General features: G+C 56.3%; 20 protein-coding genes. 7 read left to right on the plus strand and 13 right to left on the minus strand.

The window, feature by feature from the left end; genetic code table 11:
• Positions 1 to 5: 5 nt before the first annotated feature.
• The 3 genes from SADFL11_RS18665 to SADFL11_RS18675 form a co-directional block, all read right to left on the minus strand.
• Complete coding sequence (locus SADFL11_RS18665; protein WP_008189089.1) at positions 6 to 791, minus strand: DODA-type extradiol aromatic ring-opening family dioxygenase; 786 nt, start codon at positions 789 to 791, stop codon at positions 6 to 8.
• A gap of 204 nt (positions 792 to 995) precedes the next feature.
• A complete protein-coding gene (locus tag SADFL11_RS18670; protein WP_008189386.1) occupies positions 996 to 1577 on the minus strand; it encodes an OmpA family protein in 582 nt (193 codons plus the stop codon).
• A gap of 21 nt (positions 1578 to 1598) precedes the next feature.
• Positions 1599 to 2018, minus strand: a complete 420-nt coding sequence (locus tag SADFL11_RS18675) for a hypothetical protein (RefSeq protein ID WP_208981284.1) — start codon at positions 2016 to 2018, stop codon at positions 1599 to 1601.
• Between the two features lie 174 nt (positions 2019 to 2192).
• Between SADFL11_RS18675 and dut the strand changes: the two genes are divergently transcribed.
• The 3 genes from dut to cysK all read left to right on the plus strand — a co-directional run bounded on the left by dut (position 2193) and on the right by cysK (position 4428).
• The gene (gene dut / locus SADFL11_RS18680; RefSeq protein ID WP_008193513.1) at positions 2193 to 2642 is read left to right on the plus strand and encodes a dUTP diphosphatase; all 450 of its coding nucleotides are present in this window, start codon (positions 2193 to 2195) and stop codon (positions 2640 to 2642) included.
• A gap of 24 nt (positions 2643 to 2666) precedes the next feature.
• Positions 2667 to 3326: an HAD family hydrolase gene (locus tag SADFL11_RS18685; protein WP_008189468.1), complete on the plus strand. Its 660-nt coding sequence runs from the start codon at positions 2667 to 2669 to the stop codon at positions 3324 to 3326.
• Positions 3327 to 3468: 142 nt separating this feature from the next.
• On the plus strand, positions 3469 to 4428 hold the full coding sequence (cysK, locus tag SADFL11_RS18690; RefSeq protein ID WP_008191271.1) for a cysteine synthase A: 960 nt from the start codon (positions 3469 to 3471) through the stop codon (positions 4426 to 4428).
• 178 nt (positions 4429 to 4606) lie between these two features.
• Here cysK and rplT read toward each other — a convergent pair whose 3' ends face one another.
• Positions 4607 to 4966: a 50S ribosomal protein L20 gene (gene rplT / locus SADFL11_RS18695; RefSeq protein ID WP_008190886.1), complete on the minus strand. Its 360-nt coding sequence runs from the start codon at positions 4964 to 4966 to the stop codon at positions 4607 to 4609.
• 26 nt (positions 4967 to 4992) lie between these two features.
• Entirely contained in the window at positions 4993 to 5190 is a 198-nt protein-coding gene (gene rpmI / locus SADFL11_RS18700) for a 50S ribosomal protein L35 (protein WP_040452644.1), read from the minus strand.
• Positions 5191 to 5662: 472 nt separating this feature from the next.
• Between rpmI and SADFL11_RS18705 the strand changes: the two genes are divergently transcribed.
• Positions 5663 to 6292: a hypothetical protein gene (locus tag SADFL11_RS18705; RefSeq protein ID WP_008194249.1), complete on the plus strand. Its 630-nt coding sequence runs from the start codon at positions 5663 to 5665 to the stop codon at positions 6290 to 6292.
• 371 nt (positions 6293 to 6663) lie between these two features.
• On the opposite strand, the gene SADFL11_RS18715 is transcribed toward SADFL11_RS18705, so the two are convergent.
• From SADFL11_RS18715 to SADFL11_RS18735, 5 genes are read right to left on the minus strand one after another with little or no spacing between them, the layout of a single operon-like run.
• The gene (locus SADFL11_RS18715) at positions 6664 to 7656 is read right to left on the minus strand and encodes an MDR family oxidoreductase (protein WP_008190280.1); all 993 of its coding nucleotides are present in this window, start codon (positions 7654 to 7656) and stop codon (positions 6664 to 6666) included.
• 14 nt (positions 7657 to 7670) lie between these two features.
• A complete protein-coding gene (locus SADFL11_RS18720) occupies positions 7671 to 9305 on the minus strand; it encodes an acyl-CoA synthetase (RefSeq protein WP_008194388.1) in 1635 nt (544 codons plus the stop codon).
• Entirely contained in the window at positions 9302 to 10429 is a 1128-nt protein-coding gene (locus SADFL11_RS18725; protein ID WP_008197071.1) for a dimethylsulfoniopropionate demethylase, read from the minus strand. Before SADFL11_RS18725 ends, SADFL11_RS18720 begins: the two co-directional genes overlap by 4 nt.
• A gap of 12 nt (positions 10430 to 10441) precedes the next feature.
• The gene (locus tag SADFL11_RS18730; RefSeq protein ID WP_008190577.1) at positions 10442 to 11068 is read right to left on the minus strand and encodes a DUF1326 domain-containing protein; all 627 of its coding nucleotides are present in this window, start codon (positions 11066 to 11068) and stop codon (positions 10442 to 10444) included.
• Positions 11069 to 11079: 11 nt separating this feature from the next.
• Positions 11080 to 11868: a DUF2182 domain-containing protein gene (locus tag SADFL11_RS18735; protein WP_209002651.1), complete on the minus strand. Its 789-nt coding sequence runs from the start codon at positions 11866 to 11868 to the stop codon at positions 11080 to 11082.
• A gap of 162 nt (positions 11869 to 12030) precedes the next feature.
• Between SADFL11_RS18735 and SADFL11_RS18740 the strand changes: the two genes are divergently transcribed.
• The 3 genes from SADFL11_RS18740 to SADFL11_RS18750 all read left to right on the plus strand — a co-directional run bounded on the left by SADFL11_RS18740 (position 12031) and on the right by SADFL11_RS18750 (position 14290).
• Complete coding sequence (locus SADFL11_RS18740) at positions 12031 to 12768, plus strand: FadR/GntR family transcriptional regulator (protein ID WP_134853081.1); 738 nt, start codon at positions 12031 to 12033, stop codon at positions 12766 to 12768.
• A gap of 92 nt (positions 12769 to 12860) precedes the next feature.
• Entirely contained in the window at positions 12861 to 13826 is a 966-nt protein-coding gene (locus SADFL11_RS18745) for an isopenicillin N synthase family dioxygenase (protein WP_134853082.1), read from the plus strand.
• Positions 13827 to 13921: 95 nt separating this feature from the next.
• Positions 13922 to 14290 (plus strand): thiol-disulfide oxidoreductase DCC family protein, encoded by a 369-nt coding sequence (locus SADFL11_RS18750; protein ID WP_040451117.1) that lies wholly within the window; start codon positions 13922 to 13924, stop codon positions 14288 to 14290.
• Positions 14291 to 14297: 7 nt separating this feature from the next.
• Here SADFL11_RS18750 and SADFL11_RS18755 read toward each other — a convergent pair whose 3' ends face one another.
• From SADFL11_RS18755 to SADFL11_RS18765, 3 genes are all read right to left on the minus strand, one after another.
• Positions 14298 to 14888 (minus strand): glutathione peroxidase, encoded by a 591-nt coding sequence (locus tag SADFL11_RS18755; RefSeq protein WP_008192548.1) that lies wholly within the window; start codon positions 14886 to 14888, stop codon positions 14298 to 14300.
• Between the two features lie 93 nt (positions 14889 to 14981).
• Entirely contained in the window at positions 14982 to 15392 is a 411-nt protein-coding gene (locus tag SADFL11_RS18760; RefSeq protein ID WP_008197179.1) for a universal stress protein, read from the minus strand.
• A 64-nt stretch (positions 15393 to 15456) separates the two neighbouring features.
• Positions 15457 to 16485, minus strand: coding sequence for an Ldh family oxidoreductase (locus tag SADFL11_RS18765; RefSeq protein WP_228198219.1), 1029 nt, complete (start codon positions 16483 to 16485; stop codon positions 15457 to 15459).
• Between the last annotated feature and the right edge of the window lie 39 nt (positions 16486 to 16524).

Raw genomic sequence — 16524 nt, forward strand, 5'->3', positions numbered from 1 at the left:
GGCAGTTACTGGAACCGATAGTAACTCATGCTTATTGAGCCGTATTCGTAGCTCCGGTGCAGGAGCTCGGGCTTTTTCCCACTGCCTGCAGCGCCAAAGGGAAAGAACAGCGGCAACAGGTGCTCTTCTGTCGGGTGGTTCTGGCGAAAGTCGGGGGCAGCTTCCAGGTTGTCGAAGTAGTTCAGTTGCCCAGTGTCCAGTCCCGTGTCTAGCCAGGCATCGAACCCCGTTGCCCAGGCCGGAACTTGCGATCCATCCGGCCCAATGGCTCTTAAATTGTGGGTGGTGCTGCCAGAGCCGGCGATCAGGACACCTTTTTCCGACAACGGTGCCACAGCTGCTCCGAGTGCGTAGATCGTTTCCGGAGAGCTGTTGTTTGGGAGCGAAATTTGAACAACCGGGATGTCTGCGTCCGGGAAGGCCAGTGACAAAGGCACCCAGGCCCCATGATCAAGACCCCAGTCAGCATCTTGTTCAGGATCCAGTCCGGCAGCGCTTAGAATTGAAACCACCTCTTGAACTGCACTTGCGTCTGCCGAAGCGGGGTAGGAGATTTCATAGAGTTCGTCTGGGAAACCTCGGAAGTCGTGATATGTGCGCAAAGGGCCTGGAGCCGAGATCTTCAGTCCTTCTGTTTCCCAATGAGCGGACAAGATCAAAATGAAGCGTGGCTGCTCCATATCCTTGCCGAAATGTTTCAAAAAACGGCTCGCCGGTGTGTCCCGCACGGCCAGTGTCGGCGCGCCATGGGCAAAGAAAACAGGAGGAATTGGCGTTTGATGATCCGGCATTGGTCTACTCCATGCTTACGGCCAAGTGGGCCTCATCATAGAAATAAACCGTTCGGGGTTTTTCTGAAGATCAGAGCTGTTTGACACATTGTTCAATGAGGTTAAACAACGAGTGCGAACATATCAAAATTGGCTATTTTGGGTGACGTAATCTGACGTGTGACACATGGTAGTGCGGGCGCTCAGCACCCGCACCACAATAACTTAGTTATAGCCCATATTGATGAGTTGTACCCGACGGTTTACGGCGGCAAACGGGTCGGCCGGATCGCGCAATTGCTCTTCGCCAAGACCAACCGAGAAGAGGGTGGAGCCCGGCACCTGGAAAGTCGTCACCAGGGCCTCACGAATGGCTTGGGCGCGCCGTTGCGACAGTTCCAGATTGTATGTCCGGTCTCCCTTGGCGTCGGTATGACCGACGATGAAGAACGTCTGGCCTTGAAGGTAGGGTGTGTGAAGTGCATCGGCGATCAAGCCAACGGCTTCATAGGACTCTGGCCGGATGCGCGCTGAATCGAAGTCAAACGTGATTTCGATGTTGAACTGGCGCAAGGACGCGAGCTGCTGATACATCGGAATGGTTTGCGGCGAATCGGCGCCCGGATACTTCTGAATGTTTTCCAGAGCGGCGCGCTGCAGCGCATCCGCGCTTACTTCCACTTTTTCCTGAGCGCCTTGTAGTGAGTTGATGATCTGATTGCGGCTCAGTTCAGTTTGGGCGCTGGCAAGTGTTGTAGAGAAGCAAAGTGCACATGCGGCAGCGCTGGCAAAAAACAGGTTTTTCATAAAAAGTCTCCTTAACCCGGCTTAGCGGTATCCAGCGAGGTCAATCGCAGTGTTGCATTTTGCGCTGACCGACGGCTGCGCCTTCAGGAGGCATCGCAGGATGTGACCGGCACCAGGTTTGACGCCTTTGCAGAATTGGGTGGCGTCTCGAGCGCACAGATCCGGCGCTGCCTTTTGAGCTGCGAGACGTTCGGCAATCAAGTTTGCTACAACGACGCGGTCTGCATTGCATTTCTGCGAAACCTTGGCCTGGTTTTGATCGAGGCACTGACCAATGCCGTTATTGGCGAGAGTGGCTGATTTGCAATACTTGTCGATGTCTGAACCGCAACTCCCTGCGAGGATCTTGATGGCATCGGCAAACCCGACGGTCTGCGCCTGTGCCGTCATGCCGGCAGCGAAAATCATTCCCGCCGCAACAGCGCTTAGCAAATATTTCATTTCTTAGGGTCTCCCAGCTCGAAGAACTTTCCGATACGGCAGATAGTTTCAGGACAACGTGGCTGCTGCAAGTAGCCTTTTGATATTTTTCGCATATCCGGTTCATGGCCGCGTTGCGCTTGACAGGTTCTCTCGAATGTCGTCAACCGTTCTAAAACGGACCGGGACGGCCTTATGACCATCAAACTTGAACTCAAACGCCTCGACAATGGGCGCGACTTGCCTTTGCCTGCCTACCAAAGCGATTTGGCCGCAGGCCTCGATCTGCTTGCAGCTGTGGACGACGGTCTGACGCTGCAACCTGGAAGCCGGGCGCTGGTGCCTACCGGCTTGGCGATGGCGTTGCCGGCAGGTTACGAGGCCCAAGTGCGGCCGCGTTCGGGCCTTGCCGCGAAACACGGCGTCACAGTGCTTAATACGCCTGGTACGATCGATGCGGACTATCGCGGCGAAGTTAAAGTGATCCTGATTAATCTCGGTGATACGGCCTTTGAAATCTCCCGTGGCGATCGCATTGCCCAGATGGTGATTGCGCCGGTGCTGCAGGCTGAGATCGAGGAAGTCGAAATCCTGTCTGAAACAAGCCGGGGAACCGGCGGGTTTGGATCTACTGGACAGCGCTAAGGCCTGAGCACAAAGGGTTTTTCTATGGATCCGAAACTTGTCATTTTCGATTGCGACGGCGTTCTGGTGGACACCGAACGGATGGTCAATGCCAGTCTCGCAGAAATGGTGACTGAGCTCGGCTATCCAATCGCTGGGCCAGAGTGTCAGCAGCGCTTCATGGGCCGGACCCTCGAAAACGTTAAAGAGATGGTCGAGGCGTTGACCGGCCGGACCCTTCCGAACGACTGGCCGGATCAGGTTCGGAAACGCGATCTGGAAGTGTTCGCAGCTGGCGTACCCGCCATTACTGGCATTGCTGATGTTTTGGATGAACTTGACCGGCGCAACGTGCCTTATTGTGTCGGTTCGTCCGGCAAGTACGCCAAGATGCGGACTACACTTGGCAGCTCGGGCTTGCTGCCTCGCCTTCAGGGCAAGCTTTTCTCTGCAGAAGACTGCGCCAATGGCAAGCCGGCGCCCGACGTTTTTCTTCTCGCTGCCAAGTCGATGGGATATCGGCCGGAAGACTGTACGGTCATTGAAGACAGTCTGCCCGGGGTGCAGGCTGCGCGGTCTGCCGGTATGGCTGTTTATGCGTATGTCGAAGATCCGGCCTGCGACCGTGAAGCGCTTGCAGATGCGGGTGCATACCTCTTTGACAATATGGCTGCGTTACCAGGTTTGCTGTTTTCTAAGCCTTGAGCATTTTGCGAAAAGGCATTTTACGAAGGGCGCGCTCTCTAGGGGTTCTTCCCCTTATATCTCCCGCGGTGCCGTACTATCTTGAAGTCACAATTTAGAAAGGTGCGATTGGCACTGCATTCGTTTTAGCTGGGAGACTTCAATGACAATCAAGACGCACGGGCGCGGCAAGATCTACTCCTCGATCACGGACACCATTGGCGATACACCACTGGTTCGTTTGGATCGTCTGGCGAATGCTCATGGTGTGAAAGCGACCCTTCTCGGCAAGCTTGAATTCTTCAATCCGATCGCAAGCGTCAAGGACCGTATTGGCGTTGCCATGATCGATGCCATGGAACGTGACGGCAAGATTGAAGCGGGCAAGACGACCCTTGTGGAGCCGACATCCGGCAACACCGGGATCGCGCTCGCCTTTGTGGCGGCGGCCAAGGGATATCGCCTCATTCTTGTTATGCCGGAAACGATGTCCGTGGAACGCCGCAAGATGTTCAAGATCCTGGGTGCAGAGCTGGAACTGACGGAAGGGGCCAAGGGCATGAAGGGCGCGATCGCCCGTGCAGAAGCGCTTCTTGGCGAGATTGACGGCGCCGTGATGCCACAACAGTTTGAAAACCCGGCCAATCCGGAAATTCACCGCAACACCACAGCGGAAGAGATCTGGAACGATACCAGCGGTGCAGTTGATGTGTTTGTATCCGGCATTGGAACTGGTGGCACCATCACCGGCGTTTCGCAGGTTTTGAAAGACCGCAAGCCGGACCTGCATGTGGTGGCTGTTGAGCCGGAAGACAGCCCGATTCTCTCCGGAGGCCAGCCGGGTCCGCACAAGATCCAGGGCATCGGTGCGGGATTTGTACCGGGTGTGCTGGATACAGGTGTCTTCGATGAAATTGCCAAAGTGAGCAATGAAGATGCCTTTGCCATGGCGCGCGAAGTTGCGAAAACAGAGGGAATTCCCGTCGGCATCTCTTCTGGCGCGGCTCTCTCTGCAGCGATCAAGGCTGGTCAGCGGGATGAGATGGCGGGCAAAACCATTGTTGTCATCATCCCCTCATTTGCAGAACGCTATCTCTCAACTGCGCTTTTTGAAGGGCTTTGAGCGTAGTTCCGTCTCGGCGTCATGTTCGGACTTGTTCCGAAGGTCCATAAGTTATCCAAAACATGTGCCCATGACCTAAAGACGAGGATGGCGCGGACCGGAATGAGACTGATCCTCAAAAGAAAAGCGCGGTCCCGAAAGACCGCGCTTTTTTAATTCCGGTTAAGTTCAGAAGAACTTAAGCAGCCAGGGCACCTTGCGCCTGGTCAACCAGAGCCTTGAACGCATCCGGCTGGCTGATGGCGAGGTCGGACAGAACCTTGCGGTCGACTTCGATACCGGCCTTGTTCAGGCCGTTGATGAAGGTGCCGTAGGTCATGCCGTGCTGGCGGGTTGCCGCGTTGATGCGCTGGATCCACAAAGAGCGGAAATTACGCTTCTTGGCCTTGCGGTCGCGATAAGCGTATTGACCCGCTTTTTCGACGGCCTGCTTGGCAACGCGGATAGTGTTCTTGCGGCGGCCATAGTAACCTTTGGCAGCCTTCAAAACTTTCTTGTGACGAGCGTGGGCGGTAACGCCCCTTTTGACGCGTGACATTAGGTGATCTCCTTAAGGGGCTGGCGTTATGCGTAGGGCAGGAACTGTTTCACGACCTTGGCATCCTGATCGCTCAACGTGGTTGTGCCACGGGCGTTGCGGATGAACTTGTTCGAGCGTTTGATCATGCCATGACGCTTGCCGGCCTGGGCGCATTTCACCTTGCCGCCTGCAGTCACTTTAAAGCGCTTTTTAGCGCCGGATTTCGTCTTCAGCTTGGGCATTTTGCATCCTTTCTTTGGCGTGCCCGCAAGCGGGCACTTCATTGTTGGTGCATTCAGAGCCGACACGGCATGCCCTTGGTTGTTTTGAATGGTCCTGCGCCGGAACGCAAAAATCCAGTCCAAAACGAGCCGGACGACTCTGGACCGGGCGCTTATATGGGAGGTTTTGGGCAAAAGCAACCGGAAAGGGGTGCTGTTTTCGCAAGTCCGGTGACGACTTTTTAAACCATCGCAGTCAGGTACCCCGGCCCGAACTATTCATAGAAAGAGACTGGCGATAGCCAAATCGGAAAGTAGAAATCTACACATAGTTGAAAAGAACGAGCTTACAGATATTTAGTGATATTGCTATTAATATCAATATTAGAATATTTTTTCCTCTATAAGTTGTTTATATTGCCGTAAAAATCTATCATGAGTAGAGTTTAACTGTATTTTATACGCATGTTGATCAAATCGGTGTTTCATAGATATGTCGCAACCAACACTTGCTTTTAAATCACTCCGAAATCCAAACATCTGTGACAAACGAAAACTGATTTTTGTCCATAACCCGAAGGCCGCGGGGAAAAGTTTTCGAAAGTGGTTGGGCTTTGAGGGCCGAATAAATCATGGGTTTCCGAGTTATGACACACCGGTCAATCTTTGGGACGAATACACAGTTATTGTATGCGTCCGTGAACCGATAAAACGTGCATTGTCACTCTATAAATTTATGACGCATGAATCGTATCAGGGAACAATGTTGAAAGCGTTCCCTGACATCCATTCCTATGATCCGCTAACTTTTTTCACCACGATTATGGCCCGTCAGCGACTGTTTCTAGCCAAGCAATACAAGTACACTCATCATTTTGGATCGAACAAAGAGCCAGACTATGTTTTGCGAGTCGAAGATCTGGATGTAAGCGAGATCGCCGACCGTTTTAGCATTTCCGATCCCTTCCCTTGGGAAAATTCGGGCAAGAACTCAGAGCTGGTTGAGCTTGAAGAAGATCTGTACTGGTATCTAGTGAACCACTTCAAAGCTGACTATTTCTTCTTTGGGTATCGGCCGAAACCATATGACGAATTCATGGATACTCAAAAACTTGCCGCCTGAGGTGAAAGGGCTAGACGTCAGCAGGAAACTGAGAGTTTGCTCTTATTCCTGCGACTTTCCAAAAAGAAGCAATTACTGTGAAGAATTGTTGCAGACCTGAGACCAGCTTGGGTTTTAGACAGTACGCTGCGTGGCATCTTGGCGTTGTTCAATCGGTCTTCGACATCGCCGGGAGTGCTCGTTGCAAGAGATTTGAAGCGCGGGAGCCTAATTGATCTATTTCCTGACTATGCTTGCGCGGCAGCATCTTTTGAAACCGCGGCCTGGTTGGTTTACCCGAGCCGCTCGTACCTGCCGCAAAAGGTTCGGGCGATGATCGACTTTCTAAGGGAGAAATATGGGCGGCCAGTAAGCTAGCCGCCCGATGTCGTTTAGGCGTTCACGTCGACGACAACACGGCCTTTGACCTGGCCTTTCAGGATGTCCTTGCCAAGGCCTGGCAGGTCTTCGAGGGTCGCCGGGTGGATCATGCCGTGCAGCTTGTCGAGCGGCAGGTCCTTGGCGATCCGCTGCCACGCACGGACACGGTCGTCATAAGGACGCATGACGCTGTCGATGCCGAGGAGGTTCACGCCGCGCAGGATGAACGGGATGACGCTGGCTGGAAGGTTCGCTCCACCGGCAAGACCGATAGTGGCGACCGAGCAGCCGTACTTCATCTGTCCGAGGATGCGGGCGAGCATGTCACCGCCAACGGCATCAATCGCGCCGGCCCAGACCTCTTTCTCCAGTGGACGCTTGATGGTTTCGGCAACGTCATCCCGCGGAACGATGGCACGGGCGCCCAAGGATTTCAGGTAGTCCCAAGTGCTTTCGCGGCCGGTGACTGCATGCACCTCATAGCCAAGGTTTGCGAGAATGGCGACGGCGACTGAGCCAACACCGCCCGCAGCACCTGTGACCAGAACCGGACCGTTTTCCGGTTTCAAGCCATGATCTTCAAGTGCCATAACGGCAAGCATCGCTGTGAAACCGGCTGTACCGACCGCCATTGCATCGCGTGTGGTGAGGCCATCCGGCAACGGCACAAGCCATTCGCCCTTGACGCTTGCCTTCTGGGCATAGCCGCCCCACCAGACTTCTCCGACGCGCCAGCCGGTTAAAACGACCTTATCGCCCGGCTTGTACCATTCGTCAGAGGACTCATCGACGGTGCCGGCGAAATCGATGCCGGGGACATGCGGATAGTCCTTGACCAGACCGCCACCCGGTCCAACACAAAGGCCGTCCTTGTAGTTCAAGGTCGAGTATTCAACCGCAACCGTAACATTGCCGTCCGGCAACTGGTTTTCGTCGATTTCCTTGACGGCGGCGCTGGTTTTGCCTTCTTCGTTCTTGTCGACAACAAGTGCTTTGAAAGTCATGTGAAATATCCCTGTTATGCGGTTTCACTTGAGAGTGTCCGGGCCTCTTGCCGCAGGACGAATTTCTGGATTTTGCCGGTTGCCGTTTTTGGCAGCTCGGTAAAGACGATTTTCTTCGGCCGCTTGAAACCGGCCATGTTCTGCCGGCAGAAGGCGATCAGGCTGTCTTCGGTTTCCTGGCTGCCTTCTTTGAGCTCGACAAAGGCGCAAGGGACTTCGCCCCACTTTTCGTCGGGCAGGGCGACCACGGCGGCGAGGACTACATCCGGGTGGCGGTGCAGCACCCCCTCAACCTCTACGGAAGAGATGTTTTCACCGCCTGAAATGATGACATCCTTCAGCCGGTCGCGGATCTGTACATATCCGTTTTCGTGCCGAACAGCCGCGTCGCCTGATTGGAAGTGGCCACCGGAAAACGCTTCATCTGTAGCTTCCCGGTTTTTGTAGTAGCCTTTCATGACGGTGTTGCCGCGAATGACGATCTCGCCCTGCGTTTCACCATCCCAGGGCACAGGCTCGCCGCTTTCCCGGTCGATCACATCAACGCTCTCGGTCATTGGGAAGCCAACGCCTTGCCAGGACTGAAGCTCGGCCTGCTCGTCGGCGGAAAGGTCGTCCCATTCCTCGCGCCACAGGCATTGGGCAACATGGCCGTAGGTTTCGGTAAGGCCATAGACCTGCATCACTTCAAAACCGAGCGCCTTTGTTGCCGCCAGAACGGCTGCCGGCGGCGGCGCACCTGCAGTCATGATCTTAACTTTGCCCGGCGAAGATGTACGGTCTGCCTCTGGCGTGTTGACCAGCATGGAGAGCACGATGGGCGCACCGCCCAAATGGGTCACCTGATGCTTGGCGATGAGGTCGAACACGGCGGCGCCAGTCACCTGCCGGATGCAAATGATCGTGCCGGCCATCAAGGTCATCGTCCAGGCATGACACCAGCCGTTGCAGTGGAACATGGGCACGGAATAGAGATAGACCGGATGGCGCGGTAGCTCCCACGCGATTGGCGTACCCATCGCCATGAGATAAGCGCCGCGATGGTGATAGACGACGCCCTTCGGCCGGCCTGACGTGCCGGAGGTATAGTTCAGCGCGAGGGCTTGCCATTCATCTGCTGGCCCTTGCCAGGGAAAGTCAGGATCGCCGCTGCTCACCAGACCTTCGAATACCTCGTCGCCGATCAGATTGCCGCCGGGGCCGTCTGGGTCGGCAATGTTGATGACCGGCAGAGGCTTGCCGTTGATGTCGAATGCTTGAGAGATCACGCCGGAAAAGGCGGTGTCCGCGATCACCAGTTTGGCATCACTGTGCTCAAGGATGTAGGCGACCGTCTCCGGTTCGAGGCGGGTGTTGATCGTGTTGAGTACCGCGCCGGTCAGCGGAACCGCATAGTGAAGCTCAAACAGTTCCGGTGTGTTCGCCGCCATCACAGAAACCGTGTCGCCAGGCCCGATGCCACGCTGTTTGAGGCTCGAAGCGATCCGGCGCACCCGCTCCAGAACGTTGGACCAGGTGTAGTGGCGCTCATTATAGACAACAGCCAGCCGGTCCGGGAACAGTGCCGCTGTCCGCTCCAGAAAAGAGAGCGGTGATAGCGGCACGTGGTTGGCGGTTTGCGGCGGCAGAGCCTCGTAATGGTCTCTCACTCTGGCCCCCCCTGGTTGCAGAACGGGGTTTCCCAAACGGTTGCGCTGCGCATACCGTGCGGTGTGTCGACCTGGACCTTCGTACCGTCGTCCCAATGTGTCATGCGGACCATGCCGATGGCGACATTGGTTCTGAAATCCGGTGAGTATGCAGCCGAGCTGATGGTTCCAACCTGCCGGCCACCGCCGATGATGGGCCATAACTCGTTGCAGGGCGGGACGGGATCGCCATCGATCGCCACACTGCGGATCTGGCGGACAGGTCCTTCGACCGCAACACGGAGCAGCGCGTCCCGGCCGACACAACCGATCGCTTGCTGTGTCTGACAGAACTTGCCGAGTCCACACTCGTGCGGCGTGTTGTTGCGGGTCATATCGTTGCCGTAGGACAGCAATTGCCCCTCGATCCGCTCAATCAGGTTGGGACACCCGGCCCGGACATCCATGTCTGCTCCGGCCTCCATGAAGGCATCCCAGACGGGTTCGCCCCATTTGCTGCCGTCGACATAAAGCTCAAATCCACCCTGCTTCGAGTATCCGGAGCGCGCCAGCACCATGCGCTGCCCCTCAAATTCCACATAGTCATAGTGAAAGAACCGGATAGACCGTATGCGTTCGCCGAAGACCCGGGCGACCAGGTCCTCAGCTTGAGGGCCCTGGATGGCAAAAGGGGAAACGTCCGGCTCATCGACATCAACTTCCAAGCGAAACGCGTGCGCAAGGCCCTTGATCCAGAAAAGCAGGTCGCTGTCGGCAACCGAAACCCAATACTTGTCTTCCGCAAGTTTGGTCGTCACCGGATCGTTCAACATTCCGCCGGTCTCATCGACCATCGGTGTGTAGTAGCACCGGTTGAGTGCCATGTCCGACAGGTCCCGAGGCGTCAGCATTTGTGCCAGACGCCCGGCATCCGGTCCCCAGAGTTCGACCTGGCGTTCGCAGGACACGTCCCAGATCTGAACTTTGGATTTCAGATGCTTATAGTCCTCTTCCACCGACTCAAACACTGTCGGAAGAAGCATATGGTTGTAGACGGTGTAGGCTTTGACACCGGCTTCCTGGACACGGCGCGAGAAGGGTGTCTTGCGCGTGCGCCGGGAGATGGACAGAGACGGGACCTGCATGCCGGGCCCTCCCTATGCGGCCTGTTCAGCGGCTGGACCGGACCAGTCGATCTGACAGATTTCGGCGCTGCGGCCGTCAAAGTCCCAAACACGGCCATAGGCACGCACACGGCCCTGAGTGGCGGTGGCGACCGTGATATCCGAGCCCATCCAGTATTCGGTGTTTGTGACCACGATATCCTGGTCCGGATCAGACCCGCCGACCGGAACCACCTCGCCCTTGATCGCCTTGCCTACAATCAGGCGGCGTTTCTTGCCTTCGTTTTCGTAAGACACCGGTGCGCGTTCAGCGCCAAGGAACTCGCTCACGAGGACTTTGAAGAGGCCTGTTGTCCCCTTCGCCTGGCCGGAGAAGATTTTCAAAAGGCCATCATAGGCGGCTTCCGAGGCGCGTTCGTCGATGTAGGCAGCGGCTTTCCAATTCCCGCGGGCCATCAGACCTGGGATTTCGAGGACCAGGCCGACATTCAAACCGGACAGGTCTTCGCCCATATAATGACCTTTATCGATCCGGACACCGGCCCAGGCCTGGCAGTAGCCCTCTGTCGGCGCGTGTTTGCCAAGCGAAACGACGCACGGGCAGAAAACGGTGCAATTGCAGTTGAGGATCAATTCCCCACGGATGGCCCATCCAGTCATTCTTGTCTCCGTTATAGATGTTTTATGAGTTCGATAATGAGGATTGCAGCGGCAGATCCCAGAAGCGCAAAACCGACAGGCATGGTCAGGTAACGGCCGAGCTGTGGGAGTTTTTCAAAGGTCATCAGCACCATCGCGAGGCCCATGAAGGCGAGGTTCATAGTGCCGGCCACAAAGGCCAACAGCATGAGGGCCCAGCAGCAGCCGAGGCAGATCGCGCCGAGGTGCAGCCCCATCCGGAAGGAGCCCGACAGCCCGTCTTGCCATTGGCCCATGAAGAAGATCAGCGGGCTCTGGCATTGGTTGAGACAGGCTTCTTTCAGTCTGCTGAATTGATATGCTCCGGCGAGCGCCAAAATGCCCGCGGTCAAATAGACTTCGGAACTGCGGCCGAAGGGGTCCAGCCAGCCTTGCGTGTCCAGTGCCGCCTGCAGAACGGCTGCGGGAACCGAAAAGCCGATCCAGACGAGCAGATATCCTGCAAGAAGGGCCGAGAAACCGGCGATTGTGGCGCCTTGCGTGTGGGTAAGATCGAGATAGGTTTTCAACGCGGGTGCAATGGTCGGTGCCATCATGGCAAGGGACATCAAGCCCCACATTGCGATCAATCCGGCAAGGCTTGCGTCTGCGGCCGGACGGCAGAGGGATGCAAGGTAATCGAGGCCGAGCGCCTGCCATCCTGCAGGCAGATCGAGATCCGGTTGCATCAGGAACAGAGCAGTCCACGCGCCAAGAACCGCGGCAAAGAACGCGATCCAGGCGGCCTGGCGCCGGTCAATTAATTGAAGGGCGATCTGCACCCAATGTCCTCCCATATCGTTGGGAAAAGGCTGGGCGCATCTGTTGAAAAAGTCAAATAATTAATTGTCTGACATTTAAAATATTTGCATTGACCCTGTTCCAGAGCCGAGCCTAGTCTTATAGAGAGGCGTCAGGGACGGGTGCGTGCAAAGGGGACACCATTGGCAATCGAGTATCAGGCGATCCGCAAGGAGGGTTTGTCGACCCAGATTGCCAATGCGATCCGTAAGGCCATTCTCGATGGCGCGTTGAGCGTTGAAGAGCGTTTGCCGAGTGAAACAGAGCTCGCTGATCGGTTCGGTGTGTCCCGGGCAACCGTGCGCGAAGCGATGAAGCGTCTTGCGGCCCAGAACCTCATTCGCTCAGAAAGGGGCGCGTCCGGCGGCGCTTTCGTCAACCGCATCACGTTTGATGAAGCTCGCGGCGATCTGGTGGGCACGACCCGGCTTCTCATCGGCATGAACAACATCCCGTTCGAAGATGCCATCGAAGCCCGTTACCTGCTTGAATCCTCATGTCTTGCACTTGCTTGCGAAAACCGCAGCGAAGACGATCTGACGGCGATGGCCCGGGAGATCAGCCTTCAAAGCGGGGATCTGTCGGACGAACACTTCTGCGATTCTGATGTCCGGTTTCACTCGGTCATTGCCAAGGCAACCGGAAACCCGTTGCTAATGTTTCAGGTCTCGGGTGCGATCGAGGCCATGCAGCCTTTGATGAACATGCTGGTCTACCGGCTTCGAGACAAAAAGCACATTGCCGGCCTTCATGACCGCCTTCGCGAAGCGCTGGGCCATCGGGATAGTGTGGCGGCGCAGACGGTATTGGAGGAAATCGCTGCCTACACGCGCCAGCTGGCGGAGCTGCGCCGCGCTCCAAAGGAAGATCCGGCAAACTGACCGGAATACCCTTGACGAAGGTTGAGCCAGAGTTGGAAGTTCAGGGAACGGGACGTGCCGCCGGCATGCCGATTTCCTGAAAGGACGTTCTCTTGGGCAACGCGCATATTCCAATCATCGACTTGGGCGGTTTGGTGGGAGGTGCGCCCGGCGGGCTTGAACAAGCCGCACAAAAGATCGGCGAAGCTGCACGCGAGGCCGGGTTCTTCTATTTAAAGAACCATGGCATTGATGCGGACCTGATTGCCGCAATCAATGTGGCTGCCCACGCCGTTTTTGCTTTGCCTGACGTCGATAAACTGGCACTGACGAAGGACTTCCACACGACCAACCGTGGCTATGTTCCGATGGAGGGGGAAAACCTTGATCCATCCAAACCGGCGGATCTGAAGGAAGCTTTTAATGTCGGCCTTGAACTTGCTTCGGATGATCCGCGCATTTTGGCGGGAGAACCGTTCCGAGCACTAAACCAATGGCCGCATATACCGGGATGGCGGGACACGGTCCTCAAATACTTCAATGCTGTTTGGGGGCTTGGCCGGACGATTCACAGGGCCATCGCGCTTGATCTGAAAGCAGCACCCGATTTTTTCGAAGACAAGCTTGACGCGCCAATGGCAACCCTGCGCCTGCTTCATTATCCGCCCCAGCCTGCCAATGCGGCGGCAGGTCAAATTGGGGCTGGAACCCATACAGACTATGGCAACATCACCATTTTGCTCCCTGACGAGGTTGGCGGACTGGAGGTTCGGCGCCGAGACGGTGAATGGATCCAAGCCCCAACTGTTGACGGCACGTTCATCTGCAATATTGGCGACTGCTTGATGCGCTGGACCAACGACGTTTATGTCTCTACGCCGCATCGCGTCGTGAACGACAGTGGCCGCGAGCGGTATTCGATCGCGTTCTTCCTCGACCCGAACCCGGATGCCGAAGTCTCTTGTCTTCCCGGGTGCGTGAGCGCAGACAGGGCACCCCGGTACGCGCCGGTTTCCGGCGCTGAGTATCTCTGGTCTCGTCTGGATGCCACCTACGAACAGGCAAAGAAGGGCAGCTGAGACGAATCCGCACAGGTGGCGGAGCCCCGTGCCAAACCCAATCCATCCCGTTTTTCCGCTCGTAGACAGATCAGCCAGAAACAAGGAGTGGTTTGGTGATCTCGGTCTATTACGACGGCAAATGCGGATTGTGTTCCAAGGAAATCAATTTCTTCAAGCGGCGGACCCCGAAGCATCCAATCTTGTGGCACGACATCGCCAACGATCCTGCGCAGCTGGAAGGCACGGGCGTTTCCCAGGCAGAAGCCCTGATGTTCATGCACGTTCGAGATGCGGAGGGGGTGATGCGGACAGAAGTTGACGCCTTTATCGCACTTTGGCGCCAATTCTCCGGGTGGTCGCTCCTCAGCTGGTTTGTTTCCCTTCCGGGGATATACCAGCTTGCGGGCCTGCTTTATCGCATGTTTGCAAAGGTGCGCTTCAACCGTTACCCGCATTGCCAAGCGAGTTTGGAAGAAGCGTGACCCGGCGTTAGGAACTTTGATCAGCCGGCAGTTGGTCGAGATACTTCTCGATTTCGGCCACGACGGCCTTGGACGTCGGTTTGGCCGGAGTTCCAAACCAGGACACTAAGGACCCGTCCGGCCCAACGAGGTACTTGTGGAAGTTCCAGTTCGGCCGCGCGAGCGAGCCAAATTCCTCAACAGCCCATTGATAGAACGGGTGGGCAGTGTCCCCACGCACGGACGTCTTCGCGGTCATCTGGAAGGTTGCGCCGTATTTAGCTTCACAATAGGCGGCAATTTCGCCGTCTTTGCGTGGTTCCTGACCGCCAAAGTCATTTGATGGAACGCCGAGCACGACAAGGCCTTGTTCAGCGTATCTCTCATGCAGCTCTTGAAGTCCGGACAACTGGCCACTGAACCCGCAGGCCGTTGCCGTATTCACCACAAGGACCACCTTGCCCTCGTATTCCTTCATTGGCAGGGAAAGGCCGTTTGCGAGTTCAAAGCTGAAATCATGGGCGCTGCCCGTCTGTGTCGCAGGATCAGCGGCGACAGCTTGGCCGGTTGCCGCGAGGATACCGGAAATGAAAACAGCGGCAGGAGCGAAACGCGTCATTACAGATCTCCGAAGCAATTTGCTTTTGTTGTTTACGGAGGTGATCGTTTAACAGTTCACTGTTCAGCTTGCCGGTCTGACGTTGCGGGCACCCTAATCGCGAACCACAAAGACGGAACATCCGGCCCGGCGCACGACGCGCGATGCGGTTGATCCGAGGAAGTAATCCTGGGCGCTCGGGTGGTGGGAGCCGACAATGATGAGATCGACACCATTGTCTTCGGCAAAGGCTGCAATCTGCACCCCCGGCTTTCCGCTCACAACCTTGCACTGGATGCTGTCATCGCCACCAGCCGCTTCGCGCAGCTTGTTTTCGACCTTTGTTGTCAGATGATTGTCGACTTTCATGGTGACGAATTCGGACACAAAACCCGGGATGCTTTCAAGAACGGTCAGCAAGGTGATCCGGCCTCCGCCTGCGATAAGGTGGCGGGCGTTTTCCAGCTTTCGGGCGATCAATGTTTCATGATCAAGAGCGACCGGTATCAGGACATGTTTGTACATCGGATCTAAATCCTCCCAATTTTGAAACTCATCTGGCCGCGCCTTGCCCGGTTATCACTCGGCGTCAGGCATGACCTTCTGCAAGCTTTCGGACCGCATCGACATAGCGGACCGGTACATCAATGCCTTCCACTCTGGCCTTGGCGATTGTGGCAGCGCGGCGGCTGCCGGGCAGGCGCGCGCCCTCCATTGTTTCGATAAGGCTGAGCAGAGTGTCGATGCGAGCAGCGAAATGCTCCGTATCCATCGGCTTCATGGCGATCAGGAATTGACCAACTCCGGGAGGTGGTCCATCGGCGGAAAAGAACGAGGATGCTTCGGTGCTTTTAGATGCGCCCGTCATGACCGAGGCCAGGATCTCCACCATCAGTGCCAGCGCTGTGCCCTTGGCTTCGCCAATCGGCAGCATTGTGCCTTCGAGCGCAGCTTCGGCACTTGTGGTCGGGTTGCCGTCTTTGTCGAGCGCCCAGCCCTCTGGGATGTCTTTACCGGCTTTGCGTGCATTCATTACCTTGCCGCGGGCCACCCGTGACAGGGAGAGATCCACCACAAGCGGATCCTTACCGGGCCGGGGCGCTGCAAAGGCAATCGGGTTGGTTCCAAAAACGGGATCCTTGGCCCCGAACGGTGCCATCGCCGCCGGTGCGTTGGCCACCATGATCGCCATCAATCCCTGTTTGGCGAGCTTTTCGACCTGAACCGAGAGCGCGCCGCAGTGATGCGACCGCGTAATGCCCATGGTTGCGCAGCCGTGTTCCAGCGCGACTTCAGAGCCTTTCTCAATGACCGCATCAAGTGCGGGATAGGCAAATCCGAAACCGGCATCTGCGAGGAGGCTGCTTATTCCCTTGTGAGAAATTATAACTTCTGCCGCGGCAGCGATTTTGCCGGACTGGACTTGAGCGGCGTAGTCCTCCACCCGCGAAAATCCGTGCCCTACCTGACCTTCCGCTTCTGCGGCCACAAGGGCATTTGCAACGGACTGCGCGGCTAGGTCTGGCACTCCCACGGCCAGGAAGGCGGACTTGATCAAAAGTTCTGCATTACAAAGGCTGAGGCGTTCGGTCGCTTCCATCGGTGTGTGTGCTTTCAAAAGACAACAGATCGCCGACACTTATTTCAAATTTTGGGG

Source organism: Roseibium alexandrii DFL-11 (genome assembly GCF_000158095.2).
Lineage (GTDB): Bacteria > Pseudomonadota > Alphaproteobacteria > Rhizobiales > Stappiaceae > Roseibium > Roseibium alexandrii.

What these genes read in the sequence shown, in the direction of transcription:
- rpmI (WP_040452644.1), bottom strand. Translation starts at nt 5,190, where the DNA reads ATGCCCAAGCTGAAGACGAAATCCGGCGCTAAAAAGCGCTTTAAAGTG.
- SADFL11_RS18725 (WP_008197071.1), bottom strand. Translation starts at nt 10,429, where the DNA reads ATGCAGGTCCCGTCTCTGTCCATCTCCCGGCGCACGCGCAAGACACCC.
- SADFL11_RS18685 (WP_008189468.1), top strand. Translation starts at nt 2,667, where the DNA reads ATGGATCCGAAACTTGTCATTTTCGATTGCGACGGCGTTCTGGTGGAC.
- SADFL11_RS18755 (WP_008192548.1), bottom strand. Translation starts at nt 14,888, where the DNA reads ATGACGCGTTTCGCTCCTGCCGCTGTTTTCATTTCCGGTATCCTCGCG.
- SADFL11_RS18665 (WP_008189089.1), bottom strand. Translation starts at nt 791, where the DNA reads ATGCCGGATCATCAAACGCCAATTCCTCCTGTTTTCTTTGCCCATGGC.
- cysK (WP_008191271.1), top strand. Translation starts at nt 3,469, where the DNA reads ATGACAATCAAGACGCACGGGCGCGGCAAGATCTACTCCTCGATCACG.
- SADFL11_RS18715 (WP_008190280.1), bottom strand. Translation starts at nt 7,656, where the DNA reads ATGACTTTCAAAGCACTTGTTGTCGACAAGAACGAAGAAGGCAAAACC.
- SADFL11_RS18670 (WP_008189386.1), bottom strand. Translation starts at nt 1,577, where the DNA reads ATGAAAAACCTGTTTTTTGCCAGCGCTGCCGCATGTGCACTTTGCTTC.
- SADFL11_RS18760 (WP_008197179.1), bottom strand. Translation starts at nt 15,392, where the DNA reads ATGTACAAACATGTCCTGATACCGGTCGCTCTTGATCATGAAACATTG.
- dut (WP_008193513.1), top strand. Translation starts at nt 2,193, where the DNA reads ATGACCATCAAACTTGAACTCAAACGCCTCGACAATGGGCGCGACTTG.
- SADFL11_RS18730 (WP_008190577.1), bottom strand. Translation starts at nt 11,068, where the DNA reads ATGACTGGATGGGCCATCCGTGGGGAATTGATCCTCAACTGCAATTGC.
- rplT (WP_008190886.1), bottom strand. Translation starts at nt 4,966, where the DNA reads ATGTCACGCGTCAAAAGGGGCGTTACCGCCCACGCTCGTCACAAGAAA.
- SADFL11_RS18705 (WP_008194249.1), top strand. Translation starts at nt 5,663, where the DNA reads ATGTCGCAACCAACACTTGCTTTTAAATCACTCCGAAATCCAAACATC.
- SADFL11_RS18675 (WP_208981284.1), bottom strand. Translation starts at nt 2,018, where the DNA reads ATGAAATATTTGCTAAGCGCTGTTGCGGCGGGAATGATTTTCGCTGCC.